Annotated in this window: 25 protein-coding genes; 21 read left to right on the top strand and 4 right to left on the bottom strand. The window is 34.4% G+C overall.

Annotated elements, in window-relative coordinates:
- Window positions 1-2 precede the first annotated feature (2 nt).
- The 5 genes from FYJ80_RS04185 to FYJ80_RS04205 are packed head-to-tail and all read left to right on the top strand — an operon-like array spanning window position 3 to window position 5964.
- Window positions 3-1730, top strand: a complete 1728-nt coding sequence (locus tag FYJ80_RS04185) for a V-type ATP synthase subunit A (RefSeq protein ID WP_154424925.1) — start codon at window positions 3-5, stop codon at window positions 1728-1730.
- 2 nt (window positions 1731-1732) lie between these two features.
- Entirely contained in the window at window positions 1733-3025 is a 1293-nt protein-coding gene (locus FYJ80_RS04190) for a V-type ATP synthase subunit B (protein WP_154424927.1), read from the top strand.
- Window positions 3026-3037: 12 nt separating this feature from the next.
- Complete coding sequence (locus FYJ80_RS04195; protein ID WP_154424928.1) at window positions 3038-3655, top strand: V-type ATP synthase subunit D; 618 nt, start codon at window positions 3038-3040, stop codon at window positions 3653-3655.
- Window positions 3652-5496 carry a V-type ATP synthase subunit I gene (locus FYJ80_RS04200; protein WP_154424930.1) on the top strand — a complete coding sequence of 615 codons (1845 nt, stop codon included), beginning with the start codon at window positions 3652-3654 and terminating at the stop codon, window positions 5494-5496. The genes FYJ80_RS04195 and FYJ80_RS04200 overlap by 4 nt, the downstream gene beginning before the upstream one ends.
- A 27-nt stretch (window positions 5497-5523) precedes the next feature.
- The gene (locus tag FYJ80_RS04205; RefSeq protein ID WP_154424932.1) at window positions 5524-5964 is read left to right on the top strand and encodes a V-type ATP synthase subunit K; all 441 of its coding nucleotides are present in this window, start codon (window positions 5524-5526) and stop codon (window positions 5962-5964) included.
- Window positions 5965-6014: 50 nt separating this feature from the next.
- Here the strand turns inward: FYJ80_RS04205 and FYJ80_RS04210 are convergent, their stop codons facing one another.
- From FYJ80_RS04210 to FYJ80_RS04220, 3 genes are read right to left on the bottom strand one after another with little or no spacing between them, the layout of a single operon-like run.
- Window positions 6015-6689: a hypothetical protein gene (locus tag FYJ80_RS04210; protein WP_154424934.1), complete on the bottom strand. Its 675-nt coding sequence runs from the start codon at window positions 6687-6689 to the stop codon at window positions 6015-6017.
- Window positions 6690-6700: 11 nt separating this feature from the next.
- Window positions 6701-7525, bottom strand: coding sequence for an ATP-binding cassette domain-containing protein (locus tag FYJ80_RS04215; protein WP_154424936.1), 825 nt, complete (start codon window positions 7523-7525; stop codon window positions 6701-6703).
- Window positions 7525-7887, bottom strand: coding sequence for a GntR family transcriptional regulator (locus FYJ80_RS04220; RefSeq protein WP_154424938.1), 363 nt, complete (start codon window positions 7885-7887; stop codon window positions 7525-7527). Before FYJ80_RS04220 ends, FYJ80_RS04215 begins: the two co-directional genes overlap by 1 nt.
- 133 nt (window positions 7888-8020) lie before the next feature.
- Between FYJ80_RS04220 and FYJ80_RS04225 the strand changes: the two genes are divergently transcribed.
- From FYJ80_RS04225 to FYJ80_RS04300, 16 genes are all read left to right on the top strand, one after another.
- Window positions 8021-8329 carry a hypothetical protein gene (locus FYJ80_RS04225; RefSeq protein ID WP_154424939.1) on the top strand — a complete coding sequence of 103 codons (309 nt, stop codon included), beginning with the start codon at window positions 8021-8023 and terminating at the stop codon, window positions 8327-8329.
- 2 nt (window positions 8330-8331) lie between these two features.
- Window positions 8332-9372: a flavodoxin-dependent (E)-4-hydroxy-3-methylbut-2-enyl-diphosphate synthase gene (gene ispG / locus FYJ80_RS04230; RefSeq protein WP_154424941.1), complete on the top strand. Its 1041-nt coding sequence runs from the start codon at window positions 8332-8334 to the stop codon at window positions 9370-9372.
- Entirely contained in the window at window positions 9369-12194 is a 2826-nt protein-coding gene (gene uvrA / locus FYJ80_RS04235) for an excinuclease ABC subunit UvrA (protein WP_154424943.1), read from the top strand. Before ispG ends, uvrA begins: the two co-directional genes overlap by 4 nt.
- Window positions 12184-15249, top strand: a complete 3066-nt coding sequence (locus tag FYJ80_RS04240) for an LPS-assembly protein LptD (protein ID WP_154424945.1) — start codon at window positions 12184-12186, stop codon at window positions 15247-15249. The genes uvrA and FYJ80_RS04240 overlap by 11 nt, the downstream gene beginning before the upstream one ends.
- Window positions 15249-16175, top strand: a complete 927-nt coding sequence (locus FYJ80_RS04245) for a PhoH family protein (RefSeq protein ID WP_154424946.1) — start codon at window positions 15249-15251, stop codon at window positions 16173-16175. The genes FYJ80_RS04240 and FYJ80_RS04245 overlap by 1 nt, the downstream gene beginning before the upstream one ends.
- Before the next feature lie 14 nt (window positions 16176-16189).
- Window positions 16190-18388, top strand: a complete 2199-nt coding sequence (locus FYJ80_RS04250) for an HDIG domain-containing metalloprotein (protein ID WP_154424948.1) — start codon at window positions 16190-16192, stop codon at window positions 18386-18388.
- Window positions 18388-18834, top strand: coding sequence for an rRNA maturation RNase YbeY (gene ybeY / locus FYJ80_RS04255; RefSeq protein WP_154424950.1), 447 nt, complete (start codon window positions 18388-18390; stop codon window positions 18832-18834). Before FYJ80_RS04250 ends, ybeY begins: the two co-directional genes overlap by 1 nt.
- A gap of 98 nt (window positions 18835-18932) precedes the next feature.
- Window positions 18933-19940, top strand: coding sequence for a type I glyceraldehyde-3-phosphate dehydrogenase (gene gap / locus FYJ80_RS04260; RefSeq protein ID WP_154424952.1), 1008 nt, complete (start codon window positions 18933-18935; stop codon window positions 19938-19940).
- An 85-nt stretch (window positions 19941-20025) separates the two neighbouring features.
- The gene (locus FYJ80_RS04265) at window positions 20026-21204 is read left to right on the top strand and encodes a phosphoglycerate kinase (RefSeq protein WP_154424954.1); all 1179 of its coding nucleotides are present in this window, start codon (window positions 20026-20028) and stop codon (window positions 21202-21204) included.
- 1 nt (window position 21205) lies between these two features.
- The gene (tpiA, locus tag FYJ80_RS04270; protein ID WP_154424956.1) at window positions 21206-21964 is read left to right on the top strand and encodes a triose-phosphate isomerase; all 759 of its coding nucleotides are present in this window, start codon (window positions 21206-21208) and stop codon (window positions 21962-21964) included.
- A 46-nt stretch (window positions 21965-22010) separates the two neighbouring features.
- On the top strand, window positions 22011-22289 hold the full coding sequence (gene secG, locus FYJ80_RS04275; RefSeq protein WP_235899583.1) for a preprotein translocase subunit SecG: 279 nt from the start codon (window positions 22011-22013) through the stop codon (window positions 22287-22289).
- An 87-nt stretch (window positions 22290-22376) separates the two neighbouring features.
- On the top strand, window positions 22377-22802 hold the full coding sequence (locus FYJ80_RS04280) for a flavodoxin family protein (RefSeq protein WP_206360961.1): 426 nt from the start codon (window positions 22377-22379) through the stop codon (window positions 22800-22802).
- Window positions 22802-23821 (top strand): peptidylprolyl isomerase, encoded by a 1020-nt coding sequence (locus tag FYJ80_RS04285; protein ID WP_154424958.1) that lies wholly within the window; start codon window positions 22802-22804, stop codon window positions 23819-23821. Before FYJ80_RS04280 ends, FYJ80_RS04285 begins: the two co-directional genes overlap by 1 nt.
- Before the next feature lie 23 nt (window positions 23822-23844).
- Window positions 23845-24270 carry a transcription antitermination factor NusB gene (gene nusB, locus FYJ80_RS04290; protein WP_235899584.1) on the top strand — a complete coding sequence of 142 codons (426 nt, stop codon included), beginning with the start codon at window positions 23845-23847 and terminating at the stop codon, window positions 24268-24270.
- A complete protein-coding gene (map, locus tag FYJ80_RS04295) occupies window positions 24267-25025 on the top strand; it encodes a type I methionyl aminopeptidase (protein ID WP_154424961.1) in 759 nt (252 codons plus the stop codon). Before nusB ends, map begins: the two co-directional genes overlap by 4 nt.
- A gap of 9 nt (window positions 25026-25034) precedes the next feature.
- The gene (locus FYJ80_RS04300) at window positions 25035-25649 is read left to right on the top strand and encodes a phosphoribosyltransferase (protein ID WP_154424963.1); all 615 of its coding nucleotides are present in this window, start codon (window positions 25035-25037) and stop codon (window positions 25647-25649) included.
- A 227-nt stretch (window positions 25650-25876) separates the two neighbouring features.
- Here the strand turns inward: FYJ80_RS04300 and FYJ80_RS04305 are convergent, their stop codons facing one another.
- Window positions 25877-26905, bottom strand: a complete 1029-nt coding sequence (locus FYJ80_RS04305; RefSeq protein WP_154424964.1) for a hypothetical protein — start codon at window positions 26903-26905, stop codon at window positions 25877-25879.
- Window positions 26906-26910 lie beyond the last annotated feature (5 nt).

Genomic DNA, 26910 nt, shown 5'->3' on the forward strand with positions numbered 1-26910 from the left:
ATATGGGTAATAACAAAGGACATGTTGTATCTGTTAACGGCAACATGGTTAATGTTGAGTTTACTGGTGCTATCACAAAGAACGAAGTAGGATATATTATTCTTGGAAATACTCGTTTAAAGAGTGAAGTAATCAGAATTAACTCAAATATAGCTTCCCTTCAGGTATATGAGATGACAGGTGGGGTTGCTGTTGGTGATGAGGTAGAGTTTACAGGTGAGCTACTTTCTGCAGAGCTTGGTCCAGGACTCTTAACACAGATTTATGATGGTCTACAGAATCCACTCCCACAGTTAGCAGAAGAATGTGGCTTCTTCTTACAGCGCGGTGTATATTTAACTGCTATTCCAGATAAGAATTGGGATTTTACTCCAGTTTGTAAGGTTGGTGATACAGTAGTTGCAGGTGATACTTTAGGTACAGTACCTGAGGGCGTATTCACTCATAAGATTATGGTTCCATTTGATCTTTTAGGTGAGTGGAAGGTTGTATCTATTGTAAAGAGTGGAAACTACAACGTAAGAAGTACTATTGCAACAATTGAAAATGAAAATGGCGTAAAGAAGGACCTTTCAATGGTATTTGAATGGCCTGTTAAGAAGGCTATTAAATGCTATGAGGAAAGACTTAGACCAGATGAAACAATGGTTACTAAGATTAGACTTATCGACACATTCCTTCCAGTTGCTAAGGGTGGTACATATTGTATTCCAGGACCTTTCGGTGCAGGTAAAACAGTATTACAGCACTTAACTAGTAAGAATGCAGATGTTGATATCGTAATTATCGCAGCATGTGGTGAACGTGCAGGTGAGGTAGTAGAGGTTCTTAAGGAGTTCCCAGAGCTAATAGACCCAAAGACAGGTCGAAGCCTTATGGAAAGAACTATTATTATTTGTAATACCTCTTCAATGCCAGTTGCTGCTCGTGAAGCTTCTGTATATACAGCAGTTACTCTTGCTGAATACTATAGAAACATGGGACTTGATGTTCTTCTTCTTGCTGACTCAACCTCTCGTTGGGCACAGGCCATGAGAGAGATGAGTGGAAGACTTGAGGAAATCCCAGGTGAAGAGGCTTTCCCAGCTTACCTTGAATCTAAGATTGCAGAGTTCTATGAAAGAGCAGGTAAGGTAAGATTAAAGGATGGTACAACTGCATCTGTAACTATTGGTGGTACAGTATCTCCTGCAGGTGGTAACTTCGAAGAGCCAGTAACACAGGCAACATTAAAGGTAGTAGGAGCCTTCCACGGACTTTCTCGTGAAAGATCTGATGCAAGAAAGTATCCTGCAATTGATCCACTTGAATCTTGGTCAAAATATGAGGGTGTATTACCAGCTGATAAGGTTTCAAAGGCTTATAGCATCTTATTACGCGGTAATGAGGTTAACCAAATGATGAAGGTTGTAGGTGAAGAGGGTACTTCTCTTGAGGACTACATTATTTATCAAAAGGGTGAGCTTCTTGATAGTGTATACCTACAGCAGAACTCATTTGATCCTGTTGATGCTGCAGTTGTTGTAGAGCGTCAGGTTGAAACCTTTGATGTGCTTTATGATATTCTTATGAGCAACTTTGCACTCGATGATAAAAAGGATGTAAGACTTTTCTTCAATAGAGTTAGACAGGCATTCTTAGACTGGAATGGTACTGCTCAGGATGATAAGGCATATAGTAGTAGAAAGGATGAGCTAATCACCCTTTATAAGGAAAAAGTTAGAGGCTAGTTATGCAGAAAGTATATACAAAGATTGAATCAATTGTAGGTAACGTTATTACTGTTCGAGCAACTGGTGTTAAGAACCAGGACCTTGCAGAAGTTACTACAAAATCAGGAATTAGCTATGCTAACGTTATTAAGCTAGACCACGATTTAGTATCCTTACAGGTATTTAGTGGTGCTCAGGGAATTAGTACTGGTGATAGTGTTCGTTTCTTAGGCGTTCCAATGAGAGTTAGCTTCTCAGATAACCTCTTAGGAAGAATCTTCAACGGTTCTGGAGAGCCAAGAGATAAGGGGCCAGCATTAAATGAGAACATGATCGAAATCGGTGGTCCATCTGTTAACCCTGCTAAGAGAATTATCCCTAAAAACATGATTAGAACTGGTATTCCAATGATCGATGTTTTTAATACTCTAGTTGAATCACAAAAGCTTCCTATCTTCTCAATATCTGGTGAACCATATAACCAGCTACTTGCTAGAATTGCAATGCAGGCAGAGGTCGATATGATCGTACTTGGTGGTATGGGATTAAAGTATGATGACTATCTATTCTTTAAGGAAACACTAGAGAAGAGTGGTGCTATGAGTAGAACTATTATGTTCATTCATACAGCTTCAGACCCAACAGTAGAGTGTACTCTTGTTCCTGATATGGCTTTAGCAGTTGCAGAGCAATTCGCACTTAAGGGTAAGAAGGTATTAGTCCTCTTAACAGATATGACTAACTACTGTGACTCACTTAAGGAAATGGCTATTACTATGGATCAGGTACCTTCTAACAGAGGTTATCCTGGTGATCTTTATTCAAACCTCGCAGCACGCTATGAGAAGGCTGTAGACTTTGATGGAGCTGGTTCTGTAACTATTCTTGGTGTAACAACTATGCCAGGTGATGATGTTACCCACCCAGTACCTGATAACACTGGATATATTACAGAGGGACAGTACTACCTAAGAGGTGGTCACATCGAGCCATTTGGTTCCTTAAGTCGTCTTAAGCAGCAGGTTAATAAGGATACAAGAGATGATCATAGAGCATTGATGGATGCTATGATTAAGCTCTATGCAGCCTATAAGGAATCTGTTGAAAAGAAGGCAATGGGATTCTTAATGAGTGAATGGGATGAAAAGCTTTTGAAGTATGGTTCATTATTTGAATCAAAGCTCATGGACCTTTCTGTAAATATTCCACTTGAAGAAGCATTAGACCTTGGTTGGGAAATCCTAGCTGAATGCTTCGAGAAGAATGAGACCGGACTTAAGTCTGACTTAATCAGTAAATATTGGCCTAAATAAGGAGTTATATTAATGGCTGTAAAACTGACAAAGAATGAACAGAAGAAGCAGAAAGATGCGCTTAAGCAATTTAATCGTTATCTTCCTACTCTGCAATTAAAAAAGCAGCAGCTTCAAACTGTCATTAGACAAATTGAAGGTGAAATTGAAGAGTATAGATTAGCTCAGCAAAAGCTAATTTCATCTCTCCAAAACTGGATTGCTGTCTTCGGTGAAAACAGTTCTTTTGATTCTCTCCATACTTTAGATAACCTAGTAAAGATTGATACTATAAAAAAGGGTAAGGGAAACATCGCAGGTGTTGAAATTCCTGTATTTGAGGATTTGACCTTCAAGGATATTTCTTATTCTCTTTTTGAGTATCCACTTTGGGTCGATAGTGGTATTGAGGCTCTTAAAAAGGCAAGTGTTTATGATGCAAGAGTTAAAACTCTTCAAGAACAAATTGATTTGCTTAATAAAGAGCTAAGAACTACAAGTCAGCGTGTTAATCTCTTTGAAAAGGTTAAAATACCTGAAGCAAAAGAGAATATCAGAAGAATTGGTATTTATCTCGGTGATCAGCAGACCTCTGCTGTCGTTAGAGGAAAGATCGCTAAAAAGAAGCTTACGAAGGAGGATATTGCATGATAGAGGGTATGCTAAGTGTAACTCTTGCAGCACCTGTTTCTGAAAAGAAAGAGATGCTAAAGAGCTTAAGAAAACTCGGGTTAATGCATGTTTCTTCCCTTAAAAAGAGCTGTGAGGCTTCAGATGTCATCGACCGTGATATCACACAAATGATGAACATCCTATCGGCGATTAAGGAAATTGGATCAAAGCAAAAGAACCTTGAGCAAAAGTCCTTAAGTGATAAAGAGTTTAAAGAGCTAAATAATAACTTAAAGGAGCTTTTAGTTGAAAAGGGACAGGATGTAGAGGAGCTTAGAAGACTCTCAATGCTTCGCTCTGAGCTTGAGCCATGGGGTGATATTGATTTAAGTGATTTAAATTATCTCACATCAAATGGTGTTAAGCTATATTTCTACACCTTAGGAAAAAAGGAAAAGGAAAGCTTAAAGGCAGATGAAAATGTAAGCTTTATCTCATTAAAAGAGGTTAATTCAATGAATGCTATAGCAGTTATTGGAAAGCCTTTAGATAAAGCATTTCCTGCTAATGAATTTATTCCAGGTGAGGTTTCTCTAAATCAATTAATTAATAGAGAAAAGGAGCTTAATAATAGACTTTCCTTTATAAATGAAACATTTAGTAATTCGGCTTGCTATGTTGATGCTTACAAAAAGCAAATTAAGCTTTCAAGCCAAGACTCAATGTTTGAGAAGGTTGATGCAACATGTGAGGATGTTGAAGTAATTACTCTTTTGCATGGATATATTCCACAGGATGATATTTCTTCATTTAAGGATTTTGCATCTAAAAATGGTTATGCATACTTAATAGATGAAATTAAGGATGATGAGAACCCTCCAACTAAGATTAAGTACAAGGGCTTAATAAGAATTATTAAACCATTATACGATATTCTTGGTACTGTACCTGGCTACAGAGAATATGATATTTCTTTGTACTTCCTTCTTTATTTTTCTGTATTCTTTGCCATGATTATTGGTGATGCAGGATATGGATTAATATTCCTGCTTATTGCAGCTTTAATTCATATTAAAAGTAAGAAGGCTAGTGATGTAGTCATTCTAGTCTACGTTCTAGGGGCCACGACGGTAATATGGGGAGCTTTGACTGGTACATGGTTTGGTAGTGTTAATGTAATAAATGCACTTCCATTCTTAAAGGTATTTATAATTCCATCGATTTGTAACTTCTCAGAGGAGTTATATGGAATTCCATCTGTATTTGCACAAAACACAGTAATGAAGTTCTGCTTTATCTTAGGTGCAAGCCAAATTGGATTAGCTTGTGTAATAAATGTAGTAAGTAAGATAAGAGCAAAGAACCTTTCATTTATTGCAGATATTGGTTGGCTTATCGATGTATTAGTAATATACATGCTAGTTCTATTCCTAGTACTTAATGAGAAGGTTAACTTCCCTTTAATTATTGGTGGAGTAGCATGTGGCTTTGTACTAGTATGTCTCTTTGGAAAACAGGAGCCTGGGCTAAAGTTCTCTAAGGGATTAGTAAAGAGCTTATCTGATGCCTTTACAGTATTCTTAAACACAATTAGCTGTTTTGGTAATGTAATGAGCTACATAAGACTCTTTGCAGTTGGTATGGCTTCTCTTGCTATCGCTGATTCTTTCAACGAGATGGCAGGTGGTATGTTATCTGGTTTTGCACTTCCTGCAGGTATTTTAGTACTTGTAATTGGACATGCATTAAACCTAGTAATGGGATTGCTCAGCGTCGTAGTACATGGCGTAAGACTCAATCTTCTCGAATTCTCCAATCAGCTCGGTATGGAGTGGACTGGATACAACTATGATCCGTTTAAGGAAACGGCTATTAAATAATTAAAAGTATTTAAAGGAGATATTTATATGTCTAATTTAGCTTATGTAGGTATGGTTTGTGCTCTTTGTTTTTCAGCTATTGGTTCAGGTCTTGGAGCTGGTCTTGCAGCTCAGTCAGCAGTAGGTGGATGGAAGAAATGTTATTCAGAAGGTAAGCCAGCTCCATTTATTATGGTTGCATTCGCTGGTGCTCCTCTTACACAGACAATCTATGGCTTCTTGTTAATGAACTTCATCAATTCAGCTTTCCAGGCTACAGGTAACATGCTTATGTGTCTTGGTGTTGGTGTATTTGGTGGTCTCGCTATTGGCTTATCTGCATTCTTACAGGGTAAGGTTGCGGCTTGCTCAGCAGATGCATTAGCTGAAACAGGTAAGGGTACTGCTAACTACTTTATCGTAGTAGGTATTGTTGAAACAGTAGCTCTCTTTACTCTCGTATTCAGCATGCTCCTTCTTAATAGCTAATAATAAATTAAGCGTTAAAAAGCTACCAGAAAAACTGGTAGCTTTTATTTTTAGCTTATAGAAGTTGTCTTCATATCACTTCTTTTTAATCGAAGTATTATAGTTGAAGCAAAATAAAAAATCACAGAAGAAACAACTGCAAATAGCGGCTCAGCAAAGTTTATAATTCCCTTATTGACAGTTGTTGAAATAATACTATCTAGGTTAGCAACAAAGATAAAGTAGCATATACATATTAAGCTAATTACGATAAATGAGATAAAAGGCTTAAATAGGGTAGTAATAGATGAGAAGAAACAGCCTACTGCAAAGCAAAATAGTGAGCTTGATAAGCTTATTATTAATAAATCAGAGCTTGTAATAGTAGCTGGGTAAAATAAGCTATAAATAAAATTTGTCAACAATATAATTAGCATCGAAATTATTATTGAGCAAATAACTCTTAATGCATATCTCATTGATGCTTTTATTCTACACCCTCCAAAGCTCATGAATAATCTTATATATTGCAAGCTAAGACAACCACAAACAAGATAATAAATTGCAATTACACCTACACAAACAGATGGAATCATTGTTAATACAATTAATAAATCGTTTATGCTTTGCTTTGCTAAAAAGTTTATCCCGGATGTACATAATATCATTGCACAATTTGCACAAAGAATTGCTATTAATGCACCAAATGTAAGATCCTTAAAAATTAAATCTATCTTTTTACTCATCACTTTACTCCTTATTTACAAACAGCGATAAAATACTCTTGAAGATCGACATTATTTATTCTGTCCTCTTCAATATTTAGCTCTCCCTTATATATTATGCTTCTTCCAAGTGGTGTGGTTTTATCCTCTAAAACTACAATATTTTGTAAGTCTATACTCTCATTAGAATTGAGGCTTACTCTATGTAAATTAGCTAAAAGAGCTTCCTTTTCTTCATCAACGATAAGCTTTCCATGGTGAATAAGCTTAACACTATCAATTAGCTTAGATACCTCTTCAATTAAGTGTGTTGAGATAACAAAGCATTTATCTAAATTAAATTTTTCAAGCATTAGCTGGTAGAATAGGTCTCTGTGAGTTGCATCAAGTCCTAAAATAGGCTCATCAAAGAATATGAAGCTTTCACTAGCTGTCAAAGCTAAGATATCCTTAAAAATAGTTCTATATCCAGTTGACTGCTTTTCCCAGCTTTTATTTATATTTAACTCAAATTTATCTGCAAGCATGCACATTTCATCAAAGCTGCGATTTGTGTAATAAGCATATTCCTTAAATATTTTCTTAATCTTTTCACCTGAGACAAAGTAGTTTTCTTCACCAACAGAGTAGATATTTCTTTTTGCACCTTCATCGGTGATTGGATCTTTACCATCTAAAGCTATAGTACCTTCATCAGCAAATATCTTTCCTGTAAGTGTTTTTATCATTGTGCTTTTTCCAGCACCATTTCTTCCTAGTAAGCCATATATATGACCTGTTTCAAACTTAGTTGAAACACTATCTAAAGCTTTAATATTAGAGTAGCTTTTTGTTATATTATCTAAAGTTAATATCATTAATAATTCTCCTTAATACTTAATATTAGTTCATCACATTCAATCTTTAGGCTTTTTGCTTCCTTAACTAAGGGCTTGATATATTCATCAATAAAGCCTTGGCGCTTTTTTTGAAGTATTTTTTCAACCGCACCTGGTACCACAAACATTCCGATACCTCTTTTCTTCTCAACTAGACCTTGCTCAACTAATAGATTAACACCCTTAAGGGTAGTTGCAGGGTTTAGCTTGAGGACAACAGATAATTCAGTTGTAGATGGAATTGGCTTTTCCTCTTGGAAAATTCCATTAAGGATGTCATTTTCTAAAAACTCAGCAAGCTGAATAAATATTGGTCTATCACTTGAAAACTTATAGTTCATAATCCTCCTTTATTGGTTAGTTACTTAACTAATTAACCATCATAGTAATGTACTATATTTGAGTCAATAGATATTTAAATATTTTTTTAATAGGGTAAGGATATAATTTTTTTATTATGCTATTATTTTGATCATGGTTGTTGATGAATTAAAAAACATTCAAAAATATGAAGCTATACTTCCTGCTTTGAAGGATTATAAATCATATCTATATTCAGAGTGTGAAGATATGAATGCCTTTCATAGTGATAGTAAGAAATCTACCTTAATCATTTCAAAGGAGGGTAGCTGTAAGCTTGCTACTACCTGGAGAGAGGTTAAAAATTCAAGAGATACAACTGCAGTTATTATATTAAAGGAAGGTGAATTTGCTCTATTTCTTCCTGGTGAAAAGTATTTAACAAAAAACTGTGGTAAAACTATTAAGTTTGTTTTGGAGTAGGTATGTTTAGTAAAAGGGTTGCAATGATAAAGGACTTATCTATTGGTGGTAATAATCCAATAAGAGTTCAAACCATGTATGATAGCCAAATTTGTGATACAGATGTTGATGAGGTTATAAGAAGAATAAAGCTTCTAGCTGCAATGGGATGTGATATTATTCGATTTAGCTATGTATCATCAAAGGATAAAGATAACTTTACTAAAATATGTCAGCTTTCACCAATCCCTATTGTTGCAGATATTCATTTTGACTATAAGCTTGCTATAGAGGCTTTAAAATGTGGAGCTCCTAAAATTAGAATTAATCCAGGTAATATTGGCCCTAAATGGAAAAGTGAAGAGGTAATAAAGGCTGCTAAGGATTATAATGCGGCAGTAAGAATTGGATTAAATAGTGGATCCTTACCTCATAATGATAAGAATCTTGATACTCCAACATTAATGGTTGATACAGCTCTTGAGTATTTATCCTGGTTTGAAGCTTGGGGCTTTGATAATAGTGTAATATCTCTTAAGGCATCAGATCCTGAAATAACACTTGAAGCAAATAGAAAGCTTTCTAAAATGTGTGATTACCCAATACATATAGGGGTTACAGAGGCTGGTGGTATTGTAACCTCCTGTATAAGATCAACTTGGGCATTAGGTAATCTTTTAAAGGAAGGAATTGGAGACACTATTAGAGTTTCGATTACTGGTAGTATAGAAGCAGAGGTTCAAGCAGCAGTTGAAATATTAAGGACGCTAGGCTTAAGAAAGGGTGGAGTAAGAATTGTTTCCTGTCCTCGCTGTGGTCGTCATTCCTTTGACTCACAAGGGTTCTTAAATAAAATAGAAAATAGATTACTATCTTTAAACAAGGATATAACTGTTGCAATTATGGGTTGCCAGGTTAATGGACCTGGAGAAGCAAAAAATGCAGATGTTGCAATAACTGGAATTGGTAACAGTACATTTATATATAGAAATGGTGAACTATTTAAGAAAGTAACTTTTGATGATGCAGAAAAGGTGTTATTTGATTTAATTGAAGAATTATGAATGATGAAATAATAATTAGGGGTGCTAAGCAGCACAATTTAAAAAATATAGATATAAATTTGCCTAAAAATAAATTGATAGTTATGAGTGGTTTATCAGGATCGGGTAAATCCTCTCTTGCGTTTGATACTATATTTGCTGAAGGTCAAAGAAGATATGTAGAGTCTTTATCTGCATATGCAAGACAGTTCTTAGGTCGTCTAGATAAGCCAAATGTTGATACAATAGAGGGCTTAAGTCCTGCTATAGCAATTGAGCAGAAATCTACTCATAAAAACCCTAGATCAATAGTTGGTACTATTACAGAAATATATGATTACTATAGACTCCTATGGGCACGCTGTGGACATGTTCACTGTCCAATTTGTGGAAAAGAAATATCTGAAATGTCTGTTGACCAAATTATTGATATTATTTTTTCACACCAAGAGGGTGGGCGTTTGATAATATCATCTCCTGTTGCAAGAGGAAAAAAAGGAGAGTTTAAGAAGGTATTTGATGATGCACTTCAGGCTGGATATACAAGGTGTATAGTTGATGGGAAGATGTTTATGCTTGAGGATGAAATTCCATCTCTTGATAAACAATTTAAGCATTCAATTTCTGTTGTGATTGATAGATTACTAAATAGAAAGGAAGATCGAGCAAGACTTGCAGATGCAATTGAAAGTGCAACAGATATGTCTGATGGACTTGTAGAGGTTGAGTATGTAACTGAGGGTAAGAAGGAGTTATATAGTGAGAAAAACTCCTGTCCTGATTGTGGTATTACTATTCCAGAAGTTGAACCAAGATTTTTCTCCTTTAATAATCCCTATGGAGCTTGCCCTAGCTGTAATGGTCTTGGCTTTAAAAGTGAATTTGATATAAAGAAAATTATTCCTGACCCTACAAAAAGCTACAATGAGGGTGGTATAGTTACACATAGTCCAACTCAAAATTTTAGTGGCTCATATATCAAAGCCTTAGCGAAGGCATATAACTTTTCATTAGATCTTCCTCTCCAGGATTGGCCTAAGGAGGCAAAAAAGGTTCTGCTATATGGTGGTGGAAAGGTTCTAGATGTTGAGTACGAAAATGGTAAGAAGACAACTAAGTACCATATGAATGAGCAATATCCGGGAATTATTAAAGAGCTTGATAGAAGATATTATGAGACTCAATCAATATATATTCGTTCATGGCTTGATACACTAAAAGAAACTCGTTTATGCCCTGATTGTAATGGTCAGCGCTTAAGAAAGGAAGCTCTTAATATTTTAATTGGTGGTAAAAATATTTGGGAGGTTACCTCTTTAAGTGTTAAGGAATCATTAGAGTTTTTTAATAATTTAAATTTAACTGAAACAGAAATTAAGATTTCAAAGGAAATACTTAAAGAGATAAAAGCAAGATTAAACTTCTTAAAGAATGTAGGACTAAATTATCTTACATTATCAAGAGCTAGTGCAACACTATCTGGTGGAGAAGCTCAGAGAATTAGACTTGCGACACAAATTGGATCTGCGCTCACTGGTGTTATGTATGTACTTGATGAACCATCAATTGGGTTACACCAAAGAGATAATGAAAAGCTTATAAATACTCTTAAGGAGCTTAAGGAATTAGGTAACACAGTTATAGTTGTAGAGCATGATGAGGATACAATTAGAGCTGCAGATTACGTTGTTGATTTAGGACCAGGTGCAGGTGAGCATGGAGGAGAGGTAATAGCTAAGGGAACACCTGAGGAAATTGAAAAAAATGAAAAGAGTATTACAGGTGCTTTTCTATCTAAAAGATTAACAATACCAGTTCCTGCTGTACGTAGAGAAGGTAATGGAAAAGAATTAGTACTACACGATTGTACTATGAATAATCTTAAAAATATTACAGCTCACATTCCACTTGGAAAGCTTGTTATTTTAACTGGTGTTTCTGGAAGTGGTAAATCTACACTCTTAAATGAATTATTAATTCCTTCTATTAAGGCTCATCTTGATAAAAAGAAGGATAAAAACATTGATGGCTGTGGACCATTAGAGGGCTTTTCTAATATTGATAAGGTAATTAATATCGACCAAAGTCCAATAGGGCGAACCCCTAGAAGTAACCCTGCTACCTATGTCGGGCTTTATACTTCAATTAGAGATTTATTTGCATCTCTACCTGAATCAAAGGCAAGAGGCTTTAAGAGTGGAAGATTTAGCTTTAATGTGCCTGGTGGTAGATGTGAAAATTGTCAGGGTGATGGAACTATAAAGATCGAGATGCACTTTTTACCAGATGTATATGTGCCTTGTGATGTATGTCATGGAAAGAGATACAATAAGGAAACTCTTCAGGTTCAATATAAAGGTAAGAATATTTCAGATGTCCTTGATATGACAGTAAGTGAAGCCTATGAGTTTTTTAATGCAATTCCAGCTATAAAAAATAAATTAGAGACACTTATGTCTGTTGGTCTTGATTACATCCATCTTGGTCAAAGCGCATTAACACTCTCTGGAGGTGAGGCTCAAAGAGTAAAGCTTTCACTTGAATTAAGTAAAAGAAGTACAGGTAAAACACTCTATGTACTTGATGAACCAACTACAGGCTTACACTTTGCCGATGTTAAGAAATTAATGGAGGTAATTAATTCTCTAGTTGATCAAGGAAATAGTGTAATTTTAATTGAGCATAATCTTGATGTAATTAAGTGTGCTGACTATATAATAGATTTAGGACCTGAGGGTGGTGATGAGGGTGGTAGGATTATCGCAGAAGGCACCCCTGAAGAGGTTGCAAAGGTAGAAGAAAGCTATACAGGACAATTCTTAAGGAGATATCTTGCGAACTAATAGAAAAAGATTTCTAGCTGTGATTATTCTCACAGCCTTTATATTAATTAATCTTTTTTCAGCTTCAATTAATGTTGAAGCTATTATTAGTGCATCTCACCAAGAATTATTAATGATGGCTGAGTTAAGAAAGCTTGATGTTCAAGATAAAAGTGATGATGAGATAAAGCAGCTATTATTAAATTATGAAGGCTTAGAATTAAAAGAAGAAGAAAAGCAGGAAGAAAAAGCTAATGAATACAATATGGAAATTCTTTCTGCTAATTCTATGTCTATTCTTTCAAATAATAATATATTACTTGAAGGTGATGTTAAGGTTTCATTTTCTTTCTCAGAGCAGGATTCACCTAAGATACTATCAGCAAATAAAATGATAGTAGACCCAAATGTAAAGAGTGTAACTGCATACTCAAATGTAAAATTTGAGGATAAGGACAGTAAGAGTGGGTTATCTGAAATAACTGCTGATGTAGTAACATATTCATACTCAGCTGGTGACTTAATAGTAACTGGTGGTTCTACAGAAAGTGAAAGAAAAAATAATGAGGATGAAAAAATTGTCTTTAGTACATCTGCTGATATTTTAAATTATAGAAATAAGGACTCTGGACTTTTTTTTACAGATGGCTCTATTACAACAGATAAAGAAAAATCATTATCAACAATTAGTGCAAAGGAAATAGCTATTTTAGATGGTGGTGATATGTTCTTATCAAATGCTTATCTTAAAATAGGAAGAGTTCCAATAATATATTTACCATTCTTTTTCTATCCAGGCTCTAGATTAGCTCTAAATCCTGCATTTGGCTTTAATTCAGCAAGAGGCTTATTTGCATCAGCTACAATTGAGCTTTTTGGTACTTATCCAAGCTTTACAGAGGATAGTGAGGAATCATCATTTGCATCATTACTAAAAAGTGAGGATAGCAAGAACCTAGTATCTAATGGGCTTTATTATGATAAAAGTGATAAAGAGGAAAGTAGCTTTGATAAATGGGTAAAGAAGAATGGAAATTATTTTACTCTTTTGTTTGATGCATATGAAAAATATGGGTTGCATCTAGGGTATGATCTTCTTATTAAAAGTGATAAATTTAAAATACTATCAAAGAGTGGTTTAGCTTACTCTAATCCTAATAATAACATATATAATAAAGAATTAAGATATTACTCTAATAGCGAAATTTCACTTAATTTTACAGATTTAAAGCTAAATGCTAAAATTCCTTTTTATAGTGATCCTGAGGTTAATAAAAAATATAGTAGCCGTTTAACTAGCTTCTCAATTGATAGCTTTTTAGGTGCAGCTCAAAAGTTCCCAGAAGAAAGCTCAACAATTACTTCTTATGAAATGGTTTTAAACTCATCTCTTTCTCTTCCAAGAAAGCTAAAGCCTTCATTTATTGATAGTGCAAGCATTTCTAAGCTAGAGCTGAAGGGTAAATATAATTATTCAATAAGTGAGCAAAAATATTTAATTGAAGATATTTATTTACCAAACATCACCGCAAATATTTCAGGAACAATCTTTTCATTTTCAGAGAGTGTAAAAGAAAATAAGGAGGAAAAGGATAAGGAAATAGCCTTTTCTGATTATTTTATTTTATCAGATCCTTTGCTTTCAAATATGTATGAAAGTAAAAGTAGTTCGAAAACAAATAGTAAGCAAAGCTCATTATCATTAAAATATTCTATAAATGAGGAATTAAATAATAGCTTTGATAGAGATGAAAAACAAAAAAAGCTAATCAATGAAATTTTAAAAAATAATATTTCTGGAAAGATTACACTACAGGGAAATATAAAAAATACCTTTAGCTTTACACAAATTATTACACCTGAATATATTCATACCTTTGATGAAGTTAAAAAAGAGACAAAGGATAATTTAACCTTTAGAAGTGATACAACACTATCTCTTCCATTTATAGGAATAACTTATAATTTAAATAGCTATTTATATAAGCAGGAAGCTATTAAGCTGGATGAAAAATATAGTGAGAAGCAAACCTATTGGGCCTTTGATAAAGATAATATTAAAGCACACTCTATTTCTTTTTCTAAGTCCTATGATTTAAGCATCGGTATAATTAATCCATCATTAAAATATACCTTAAAACCATTAACACAAGCTATTACTGCTGGATTATCATATAAGCTTTATGACTTTACTCTTTCATTTTCTTGGTATTTTAAGCAGCAGGATGAAATAATAAAGAGTGATGATATTAAGCTTTCTATTGGGTATTTATCAAAGTACTTTACATATTCGTTAAGCTTAACATATAAAAGCAGTATTTATGATAAAGCAGATTTCTTTAAGCCATTAAGCTTTAATTCATCGATTTCGTTAAGAACTGAGGATAAAAAATATTCTTTAACTGAATACATAAAATATGTTTATGAAAATAATGGTATATATAATTCAATTGATGAGCTTACAACTACTCTTGTATCTCCATATTTAACCTTATCTTATTCAGGAAGCTATATCGATAAAAAGTATTCTCATACTAGCTTTGATTTATCTTCAAAAATAAAAACAAATACGATGTATTCTTGGCACAATAGAATTCTTACGCAATTTGCTATAGATAGTAAATTCCATTATGCATTTGAAAATCACTATGCAACTAACTTATCTTTAACCTTCTCACTTAATTTTAAGATTCAAGAGTTCTTAGCAATCAATCTCTCTGTTAAGACTACAAATAATTCATTCTATAAGTATTACGATGATAAAGATAATTTGAATTTCTCCTTAATATGGCAGGATTTAAAGAACTCCTTTGATTTCTTATCTAATGGTAGATATAACACAGGCTTTACAATGGATAGCTTAAGTATAGAGCTTGTTCACTATATGACAGATTGGAATCTTTATTGTAAATATTCAGCATCTATTGTATCATCTCAAGCAGGATATGAATGGATTCCAACGGTATCTATCTTTTTGAAATGGAAGACAATACCTGATCTAAAGATTGATGAAAACTATAAGCAATCTTCTTTAGGTGAATGGGAAGCTACATCCACTGTTTATGGTAAAAAATAATGCAAAGTGTATATTTTGATGATAGTCAAACAATGTCATGGGTTTTAGGAATTAATGATAGAAATGTTAGTTATCTTGAAATCCTATTAGGTAGTGAGATATTTGTTAGAGGCAATAGTATTTCTTCAGATAAGCCATCCTTCTTTTCTGATTTTATCGATAGATTAATAAAGGTTGCAAAGCAAAGAGAGTGTGAGCTAAGTGAAAGTGAAATCTTTATGGAATATCAGCTATTGAACTGTGATGATTCCTTAATTAAGCCTTTTTCTAAGAAGGATAACTGTATAAATGTTAGCTCTAAAAGTGTTTATCCAAAGAGTCCTAAGCAAGCTGAATTTATAAATTTACTTAATTTAAATCAAATCTGCTTTGCAGTAGGTCCTGCAGGTACAGGAAAGACCTTTCTTGCAATTGCACATGCTTTATCACAATTACTAACAGGAAAAAAGCAAAAAATAGTTCTTACTCGTCCTGTAGTAGAAGCAGGTGAATCATTGGGCTTTTTACCAGGTGATCTATCTCAAAAGTTAAATCCATATTTAAAGCCCTTATATGATTCTATGGAATATTTATTAACTCCAGCACAAATTAAGAAGCTTGAGGAAAATGGTTCTATTGAAATTTCTCCTCTAGCATATATGAGAGGAAGAAGTATTAATAAGGCTGTAATTATTCTTGATGAAGCTCAAAATACTACTAAAAACCAAATGAAGATGTTTTTAACTAGATTAAGTGAGAGTAGCCAAGCAATAATTACTGGTGACATAACTCAAATTGATTTACCTAAGAAAAGTGAAAGTGGTTTAGTTCATGCACTTTCAATTTTACATGATATTGAATCTTTATCTATTACAGAGTTTTCTAAAAACGATATAATTAGAAGCAGAATTGTTAAAGAGATAATATCCTGTTATGATAATGAGTAATAAGTGAGTAGAAAATGGATTTAAATGGAGATAGAGAGAAATTCGCAAAAATAAATTCTAAAGCCAAAGCATTTCTTTGCTTTCTCTTTTTAGTTTTAATATGCTTAGGAATAAGCCTACCATTTCTTGTCTCAAAGGAATCCTTAAATGAGATAAAAACCATTAGACAATATGTTCCAGGTGAATTATCTGATGAGGATGTAATTGCACCATTTGATTTAACCTTTATCGATGAGGTTGCTACTCAAGAAGCTAAAGCAAATGCAAGTAAGGCTGTCCTTCCAATCTTTACTTATTCACTAAGTAAAACTAGCTTAGTAGAGAGTAGATGTAATAATTTAATAAATTCTCTTAAGGATGGTAGTAATAAGACATATGACTTCTTAATTAAGGAAGGCATTAATGATTTTGCACTTTTTTCTCTTTATGATGCATTATCTCAAAAGGAGCAGAACCAAGCATTATTGCTTTTTAAAGACTGTGTGCAATATATGATGGGTATTGGTATTTATAGCTCCTATGATATCGATAAAATAACTAAGGAAGGCTATACATCAATAAATAGCTACATTCCAACCTCTATTAATTTTGAAGTAAAGGGGGCAGTTCTTAATACAGATAATTTAATAACAGAAGAAACCTTATATGAACAGTTTATTCTTTGGCTTGCAAAATATAATATTGAATTTTCTCCTAGTTTATTAAACTTCGTATATAACGCTTTAAATGATGTTATAGATAATAATATAATCTACGATGAAAGCGAAACTGCCAGAATGAGAGATTTAGCAGCAAGTGAGGTTGATACAATTACTCATCAAATTAAAGAGGGCGATTTCTTAATTAAAAAAGATACTATTGTAACAGAGCAGGCTCTTAGAACAATTGATATAATAAACTCAAGTAATGCTAAGCTCGATTTTGTAAAAATATTTGGCCAGGTTGTTTTCTTTAGTGTAGTAACCTTAGCAGCTATTTATTACTTTTTCTCATCAATTAGTCGTTCCTATCGTATTGCTCAATATACATTTATTTTTATAATTGGAGTTATTTTAAGCATCATAGCTACATACTTTGTATATCGATTTGTTGATTCACAATATATCTCACAGGCAATACCATTCTTATTTATACCTCTACTATTAACTCATATTACAAATAGAAAAAGATATGGCTTTACAGTAGGCATTTTATTTATTTGTTATTTAAGCTTCCTTCCTGATTCAGATTTAGTAAGATTCTTTTACATGGTTTTTGTGCTCGAAGTCTCATTACTATTTGTTCGCTTTGGAGTAACAAGACTCGATGTAATTTATCAAGCCTTTTATAGCTCTATTTCAGCAATGTTTATTACAGTAATTTTCCACTTTATAGGGAAAACCTCTTATGCATATCTGCTTAATGAGATTTTAGTTATTGTAATGAATATCTGTTTTAGCTATATGCTATTAGCAATTACATTACCATTGCTTGAGTATTTCTTAAATATTCCAACTGTATTTAGATTACATGAATTATGCTTAGCAGATACTCCTGTATTATCAAGATTAAGAAGCCAAGCTGTTGGAACCTTTAACCATGTAAATAATGTATCAGATATGGCATACCATGCTGCAAAGGAAATTGGAGTAAATAGTGAGCTTGCAAGAGTAGGGGGCCTTTATCATGATATTGGAAAGGGTGACCACCCTGAGTACTTTATTGAAAACCAAAAGGACAAGAATGTCCATGATGATATGAAGGTAACTCTTTCTGCTGCAGTAATTAAATCGCATGTTAAATCTGGTGTTGAAAAGGGTAAGGAAATGGGACTTCCTCAAGAGGTTATAGATATTATTGATCAGCACCACGGTAATGATTTAATTCAATATTTCTACAACCTAGCTGTTAAGGAGGCTGAAAATTCAGCTGTTCCATATACAGTAAACGAAGAGGACTTTAGATATAACTCAGATATTCCACAAACTCCAGAGGCTGCAATTGTAATGCTTGCAGACTGCTTTGAGGCTGCTAGTAGAACAATTAAAAAGCCAACAACTCAGCGCTATGAAAAGCTTGCAACCTCTATATTTAATAACAAAATTAATGGTGGACAGTTAAATGATTCAAAGCTAACTCTTACAGATCTTGAGAAGATTAAAAAAGTATTTGTTCATGATGCATTTGGTCGTGACCACCAAAGAATTGAATATAATAAGGATGATAATAAATAATGTTTGATATTTACTATGAGTCAGAGGATTTTAAATTAGACGCACCAGAGGATGTTGTTACATCCATTCTTGAATATGGTGAGAAAAAATTAAATATGAATGGTAATTTTTCTCTTTCCTTTGTCGATAGCCAAGAGATTCAAAGTCTAAATCGTGATTACAGAGCAAAGGATGAGGTAACAGATATTTTAACATTTAGCCAAGAGGATGGTGAAGAATTTCCATCCTTTACAGATGAAAAGGAATATGGCGATGTTTTTATCAATCTTGACAGAATGAAGGAGAACGCACATGAGTTTTCATCATCAGAAAGAGAAGAGTTATTACGCTTATGTCTTCATGGGTTGTTACATTTAACAGGTCATGACCACGCAACAAATGACTTTGAAAAAGAAGAGATGCTGATTTTACAAGAACAGCTATTAGCTTCATATTTAAAGTTGTAAAATAAATAGCTATAATAAGGCTAAAGAATTGACGTACTTAACGTAAATCGTTATATTATTATCGATTGAACAAAATAGCTCATAAGGAGAAAATTTTCATGAAAGTAGGTATTAATGGATTTGGTAGAATCGGTCGTTTCGTATTCCGCGCTGCAATGAGCAGACCAGATGTTGAAATTGTAGGTATCAATGACCTTTGTCCAGTTGACTACCTTGCATACATGCTTAAGTATGATACAATGCACGGTAAGTTCGAAGGAACAATTGAAGCTGATGTTGAAAATTCAAAGCTCATCGTAAACGGTAAGTCTATCCGTGTTACAGCATGCAAGGATCCTAACGAACTCGCTTGGGACCAGGTCGGTGCAGAATATGTTGTTGAATCAACAGGTTTATTCCTCACAAAGGAAAAAGCTCAGGCACACATCAATGCTGGTGCAAAGTATGTAGTTATGTCAGCTCCTTCAAAGGATGACACACCAATGTTTGTTTGTGGCGTAAACGAAGACACATATGTTAAGGGCACACAGTTTGTATCTAACGCTTCATGTACAACTAACTGTCTTGCTCCTATCGCAAAAGTTCTCAATGATAAGTTTGGTATCGTAGATGGTCTTATGACAACTGTACACTCAACAACAGCTACTCAGAAGACTGTTGATGGTCCATCAATGAAGGACTGGAGAGGTGGTAGAGCTGCTGCTGGTAACATCATCCCATCTTCAACAGGTGCTGCTAAGGCAGTAGGTAAGGTTATTCCTTCACTCAATGGTAAGCTCACAGGTATGTCAATGAGAGTTCCTACTCTTGATGTTTCTGTTGTAGACCTCACAGTTAACCTTGCTAAGCCAGCTAAGTATTCAGAAATCTGTGCTGCAATGAAGGAAGCAAGTGAAGGCGAACTCAAGGGTATCCTTGGTTACACAGAGGATGCAGTTGTATCTTCAGACTTCCTTGGTGATACAAGAACTTCTATCTTCGATGCTAAAGCAGGTATCGCACTTACTGACACATTTGTTAAGGTTGTTTCTTGGTATGACAACGAGATCGGTTACTCAAATAAGGTTCTCGACCTCATTGCTCACATGAAGAAGGTCAACGGTTAATTTGATCATTGATCCCGGCTACTAGGCCGAGCGTTATCATGGCCTGCATATACTAGCAGGCCAAATTTTTTCTAAAGGATTAATTATGGTACTTAATACAATTAAAGAAGCTGATTTAAAAGGTAAAAGAGTTGTTATCCGTGTTGATTTCAACGTTCCTGTAAAGGAAGGTGTTGTTAAGGATGCAACAAGAATTAAGGCTGCACTTCCTACAATCAAGTATATTCTTGATGAAGGTGCTTCACTCGTAGTTATGTCACACTTTGGTAGACCAAAGGGACAGAAGAACCCTGATTTCTCAATGGCTCCTATCGCTAAAGAATTTGAGAAGCTTCTTGGTCGCCCAGTAAAGCTTGCTAAGGATGTTATCGGTCCAGAAGTTGAAGCTGAAGTTAAGGCTTTAAAGCTAGGTGAGGTTCTCTTACTTGAAAACGTAAGATTCTACAAGGAAGAAGAGGCTAACGATCCTGAATTTGCTAAGACACTTGCTTCATATGGTGATATCTACTGTAACGATGCATTTGGTACAGCTCACAGAGCACATGCTTCTACAGAGGGTGTTGCTCACTACCTCCCAAGCTATGCAGGTTTCTTAATTGAAAAAGAAGTTAAGTTCATGGCTCCACTCCTTGAGAACCCAGAAAAGCCATTTGTTGCAGTAATTGGTGGTTCAAAGGTATCAAGTAAGATCACAGTACTCGAGTCTCTCGTTAAGACATGTGACACTATCGTAATTGGTGGTGGTATGGCATACACATTCTTAAGTGTACTTGGCAAAGAAATTGGTAAGTCACTTTTCGAAGCTGATTACATTGAAACAGCTAAGGCTTTCCTTGCTAAGGCTGCTGAAAAGGGTGTAAAGGTTATTCTTCCAGTTGATCATGTTTGTGCAGCTGAATTTTCTGAAAATGCAGAACCAGTTTTAGTTGACGATGTAAATATCCCAAGCGATTTAATGGGTATGGATATTGGTCCTAAGACAGTTGCTTTAATCGTTGAAGAGATTAAGAAGGCAAAGAGTGTTGTATGGAATGGCCCAATGGGTGTATTTGAATTTGAAGCATTCAGCAAGGGAACTGGTGAGGTTGCTAAGGCACTTGCAGAAAGCAATGCTACTAGCGTAGTTGGTGGTGGTGACTCTGTTGCAGCTATCAACAAGTTCGGTCTTGCAGATAAGATTAGCCACGTTTCAACTGGTGGTGGTGCATCTCTTGAATTCCTCGAGGGTAAGACTCTTCCTGGTATTAAGGCTTTGGAGAAATAAGATGAGAACACCATATATTGCTGGAAACTGGAAAATGAATATGACTCCTTCTGCAGGTAAGGCATTTGCAGAGGAATTAAGAGCAGCTGCTGAAAAGGCTGGTGCAGATGTAAAGATGATGGTTGCTCCACCATTTGTTACAATTCCTGCTGTTGCTGAAGCTCTTAAGGGTTCAAATATTATTGTTGCTGCTCAGAATATGGCAGATCATACATCTGGCGCTTACACTGGTGAAGTTGCTCCTGCAATGCTCAAGGATTTAGGTGTTAATACTGTAATTCTTGGACACAGTGAAAGAAGAAGCTACTACGGTGAAACAGATGCTTACATCAATGGTAAAGTATTACTTGCTATCAAGGAAGGCATGGATGTAGTACTTTGTGTTGGTGAAACACTTGAGGAAAGAGAGGGTGGAAAGCTCGAAGAAGTTCTTTCAACACAGCTCTCTGGTGGTCTTAAGGATGTAAAGCCTGAAGAAATGGCTCACATCACAATTGCTTATGAACCAGTATGGGCAATTGGTACAGGAAAGACTGCTACACCTGAGGATGCTGATGGTGCACACCAGTTTATTAGAAGTTTTGTTGCAAAAATGTATGATTCTACTATTGCAGAAAATCTCATTATACAGTATGGTGGTTCTGTTAATGCTTCAAATGTAAAGGCATTAATGGCTAAGGAAAATATCGATGGAGCTTTAGTTGGTGGTGCATCACTCTCCGTTGAGAAGTTCCTTCCTATCATCACATTCAATAAGTAAGCTTTGGAGTGTAAATATGGGTGTTTTAGGTATTATTTTACTGGTATTGTTCGTACTTGTCGCATTAGCTCTCATCTTCTTGATTGCAATTCAAGATGAATCATCCGGTCTCAGCGGAGTATTTGGTGGTTCTTCTGATTCTACATTCGGAAGTGGTTCATCGAAGTTCATCAACAAAGTAACGACTATTCTTGCAGTAGCCTTCATGGTTTTAGCACTTCTTGTTGCTTTCGTTGCTAAGAGCAATAATAGTAGCTCTTCAATTCTCGATGCAGCAGCAAGTTCTAACAGCACATGGTATCAAGATACTGCAGCCCAAAACTGATTATTTAATAATCGATAAAGCCGACCCAAGGCTATCTTGAGGTCGGTTTTTTGACTTTAAATTATTAGCTGTTAGATGGAGGTATTTATGCAAGCTTGCATAGTCATAGGGGGAAAGAATAAGGATGATCAAGGTATCCTAGCTGTTGCTAAAGCTCTAAGTAAGGGATTAGAGAGCCAAGGACACAGTGTAGATATCATTAATGCGTACATTGATAATGATAAAAAGCTCACTTTTTATGATTATGTAATTGTTGGTTCATCTGCAACTACAGCATTTGGAGGCTCTATTCCTGATGTTATTTCAACGTTCTTAAAAAGGTGTGGTCAGGTATCGGGTAAGAGATGTCTTGCTTTTGTTACTAAGGGTGGATTAAGAAGTCAAAAAACTCTTTCATCATTGATGAAAATTATGGAACAAGAGGGTATGTACTTAAAGTATTCTGAAGTATTTAAGAATGAAGCTAGTGCATTAGCTCTTGGAAAAAGATTAAATATCGAAAGGAATTTCTAATGAAAAAAATTTTAGCATTTGTATTAATTATTACACTTTCAGCAACAACATTATTTGCTGCTGCTATTTCAACCTCTCCAGCTGCTACAGTAAATCTAATCAGAAATACACGTATTACTGTTGATGATTTAAATAAGAAAATTGCAGAGCTTGGTGCAACACAGGATCAAGCACTCGATGTATTAAATATCATGATTAACGATGAGGTTTTCCTCCAAGGTGCCGAAAGAGATGGTATTAAGGTTACTGATAGTCAGAAGAATGCACTCTACTCACAGATGAAAACTCAAATTGAACAGGCTAATGGTGTTACATTAACTCAGGAGGAGTTTGATAACCTCGCAATTGAACAATATGGTTCTGTTGAAGCTTATAAAGAGTATTTAACTCAAAACTACATTGTTCAGGCTTATTTAACACAAGAAAAGGGCGAAGAGCTAAGCCAGAAGAACTATGCTCCTACAGATACAGAAATTAACACATACTATAGAAGAAATAGAACAAGCTTTATCCAGGCTGAAAATGTTTACTTTGCTCATGTTTATATTGCAAAGACAGGTGATACAGCTAAGGATAATTCAAACAAGGCTTTATTACAGGATGTAGCTAATCAGATTAAGAGCGGTAAGATGACATTTGAAGCTGCTGTTTCAAAATATACAGAGGATAAGGAAAGCATCGCAACTGGTGGTGTAATGGGTTATCTTTCAAGTGATAATACGACTGTAAGATCAGGTTGGGGTGATAACTTTGTTGATGAAGCATTATCATTAGAAATTGGTGTTCCTACATTTATGGAAAGCTTAACAGGCTACCATATTGTTAAGGTTATTAGCCACAATGATGCTAAGATGCTTACACTTGATGATAGAATTGATCCAGCACAGAACTATACTGTAAGAGATTATATCACTGAAGGTCTTTCATATCAGAACTATCAGATTGCAATGTCTGAAGCTCTTAACGATATGATTGCACAGCTCAGAAGTGAAGCAAATATTAAGATTCTTTATAAATAATTATGAAAAACGAAAATAGATTTTTGGATAAACATGAAGCTAGAGAGCTCGCTATCGAGACTCTCTATGCTCTTGATTTTAATGATCAGATTCTTAACTCTCCTGATTTAACAAATTTACCAGGAAAGAATGAAGCTGAAATGAAAGAGCTAAGTGAAGAAGTGCTCTTTTATGCTAGATACCTTATTACAGGTGTACTATCTCATATTGAAGAAATTGATAATATGATTAGTAAGTACTCTATCAACAGACCTTTAGATAAAATTAATATTGTTGATAGAAATGTATTAAGAATATCTGTTTTTTCTTTGCTATTTGAAAAGGATTTACATCCATCTATTGTAATTAACGAAGCTGTTAAGCTTTCTCAGGAAATGAGTACAGACGTTACTTACAAGTTTATTAATGGAATTCTTGACGCAATTAGCAAGAAGGAGATTTCTAGATGATTCAGTTAAAACGCCCTCATGAAATTGAAGGGATAAGAACAAGTGGAAAAGTACTTGCTGAATGTCTTTTACGTCTAGATGAGATTATCAAAGAAGGCGTATCAACTTGGGATATAGATAAGTTTTGTTATTCATTTATTAAAGAGCATAGAGGAATTCCATCTTGCTTAGGATATTGTGGATATCCTAATTCTGCATGTGTTTCTGTAAATGAAGTAGTAATTCATGGTATTCCATCTAAAAAGAAAATTTTAAATAATGGTGATATTGTTTCCGTTGACCTTTGTGTAACTCTAGATGGTTATGTAAGTGATTCAACTAGAACATATGAAGTAGGGAATGTTTCACCAGAGGTCCATAAATTAAATGTTGTTACAAAAAAATGTTTAGACCTTGGTATTGAAGCAGCTTCAAAAAAGGGTGCTAGAATACTTGATGTAGGTTCAGCAGTTTTTAAGAAAGCCTTTACTGAAAATGGATATGGCGTTGTAAGAGATTATGCTGGACATGGAGTAGGCTTTGATATTCATGAGGAGCCAGAGGTTCCTAACTATGTTGATAAATTACTCCCTAATCCAAGAATTAAGCCAGGTATGGTCTTTGCAATTGAGCCAATGATTAATATGGGAACTTGGAGAGTAAAGGTTCTAAAGGATGGCTGGACAGTAGTAACACAAGATGAAAAGCCAGCTTGTCACTGGGAGCATACAGTTGCAATGACTGATAACGGACTTGAAGTATTAACACTACTATAGGAGGAATAAATGTCAAAAGAATTCATCACCTGCGATATGATCAGAGATGCTGCTCTTAAGCTTGTATGGAAGATGTATAAGGAAGATGGCTTTGTGCCAGATGTAATATATGACTCTCTAAGAGGTGGAGCATATATGGCTAATGTTATGAGTGAGTTTTATAAGCTTCTAGCATTAAAGAGCAATAAGACACCAGTATTCTATGCTGCAGTAGTAGCAAGAAGCTACTCTGAAGTTAAATGCCATGCAGGCCATGTAGACATCGATGGATGGACATATTCTCCACTAAAGCTTAAAAAGGGTCAAAAGGTATTAATTGTTGATGATATCTTTGATACAGGTATGACTGTTAATGCCCTAGTTAAAACTGTTATGGAATCTGGAATTCCTAGAGAGGATATTAAGGTTGCTGTATATGACTACAAGGTACCTCTCTATAAAAAGGAAGAACCACTTCCTATTCAACCAGATTATTGGTGCAGAAAGCATATATTAAACTCACCTGCAGATGAAAGATGGATACACTACACCTGCCATGAGTTTATTGGTTTAACTCATGATGAGGTTGATGAGGTATATAAGGACCAAGAGGTTAGAGAAATACTTCATACGATTTTAGAGTAAATGATTGATGGCTGTTAATCTTTTTGATTAACAGCCTTATTTTTTGTCCAAGAGTAAATATAATTTCCTTTACCAACAATAGAACAACTTATTCAAATATTAACTACAAAGCTGATAAATCTTATCGCTAAAGACAGTAAAGGTTAATAAAATACTTCAAGCGATAATTCAAAGGGTAAAAAAATACTACCGGCGTAAAACCGGTAGTGTAATTCAATAATTCTTATTTATAAAATTGTAGGTGTTCCACTAACTGATAATGTAAAGAAACCATTATTAGTAGTACAGATCTTATAATTATCACCTACCTTAAAATATCCAATTATAGATACTGTAGATATTTTAGAAATAGTAGTTGATGAAATAGGACCACCATTTAATGATAATTTATAAAAGTTTGAGCTTCCATCATATGCATAATAAAGATTACCATTATCAATAAAGGAAGCAAAATCCTTTTGATATACAGTTGATATACTATATATTTTAGTTAAGGTATTACCCTCTAGTTTATAAAAAGAAGTTCCCTCATTTGTTTTAGAGAATATTAAAACTGTAGTAGAAGCATCTTTAGCAACAGATCTTAAATTACCAAGATCAGATTCTGGTTTGACGATACTTCGTAAAGTTGAAGGAGTTGAAGGATTTGTACTATCATCAAAGTAGTAATAAACAAGTGAGGATGTATCTGGTATTCCTGAAGCTGATGTTGTATAAACTAAGATGTCATCAATATTTTTAACAAATCTTGGATTTTCAAGAACAGAAGCTTTCTTAGTAAAAGTAATTATATTATCATCAATTGATGTTGAAACTACATCACCATTTTTATTTATTAAATATTTATCAAAAGCACCACAGAAGATATCTGTATTTGCGCTTCCATCTAATGATTTCTTTTCCTTTGTATTTATATTAATTGAATAATATTCATCATACTTTGGAGTTATACTATTAGCACTCTCAATAAAGTATATTATTTGGTTGTTATCTATATCCAAAATAAATCTATTACTCTTTTTTGCTTCTGCTGAACCATCAATGGTAGTATATACACCACTAACTAAATTGTATGATTCAATACCATTTACAGAACTAAAATAAACAAAATCACCACTTCTACCAATTAACGAAATTCTTCTGTTATCAGATGGTACTCTATCTAATACCTCTGCAAAGATACCTTGGTTATCAAGGTTACAGGAGGTTAAGAGTGCAACTAATAAAATAAATAATAAAAGCATATATTTTTTCATAATTC

Origin of the sequence: Bullifex porci (genome assembly GCF_009695635.1) — a bacterium.
Classification (GTDB): Bacteria; Spirochaetota; Spirochaetia; order Sphaerochaetales; family Sphaerochaetaceae; genus Bullifex; species Bullifex porci.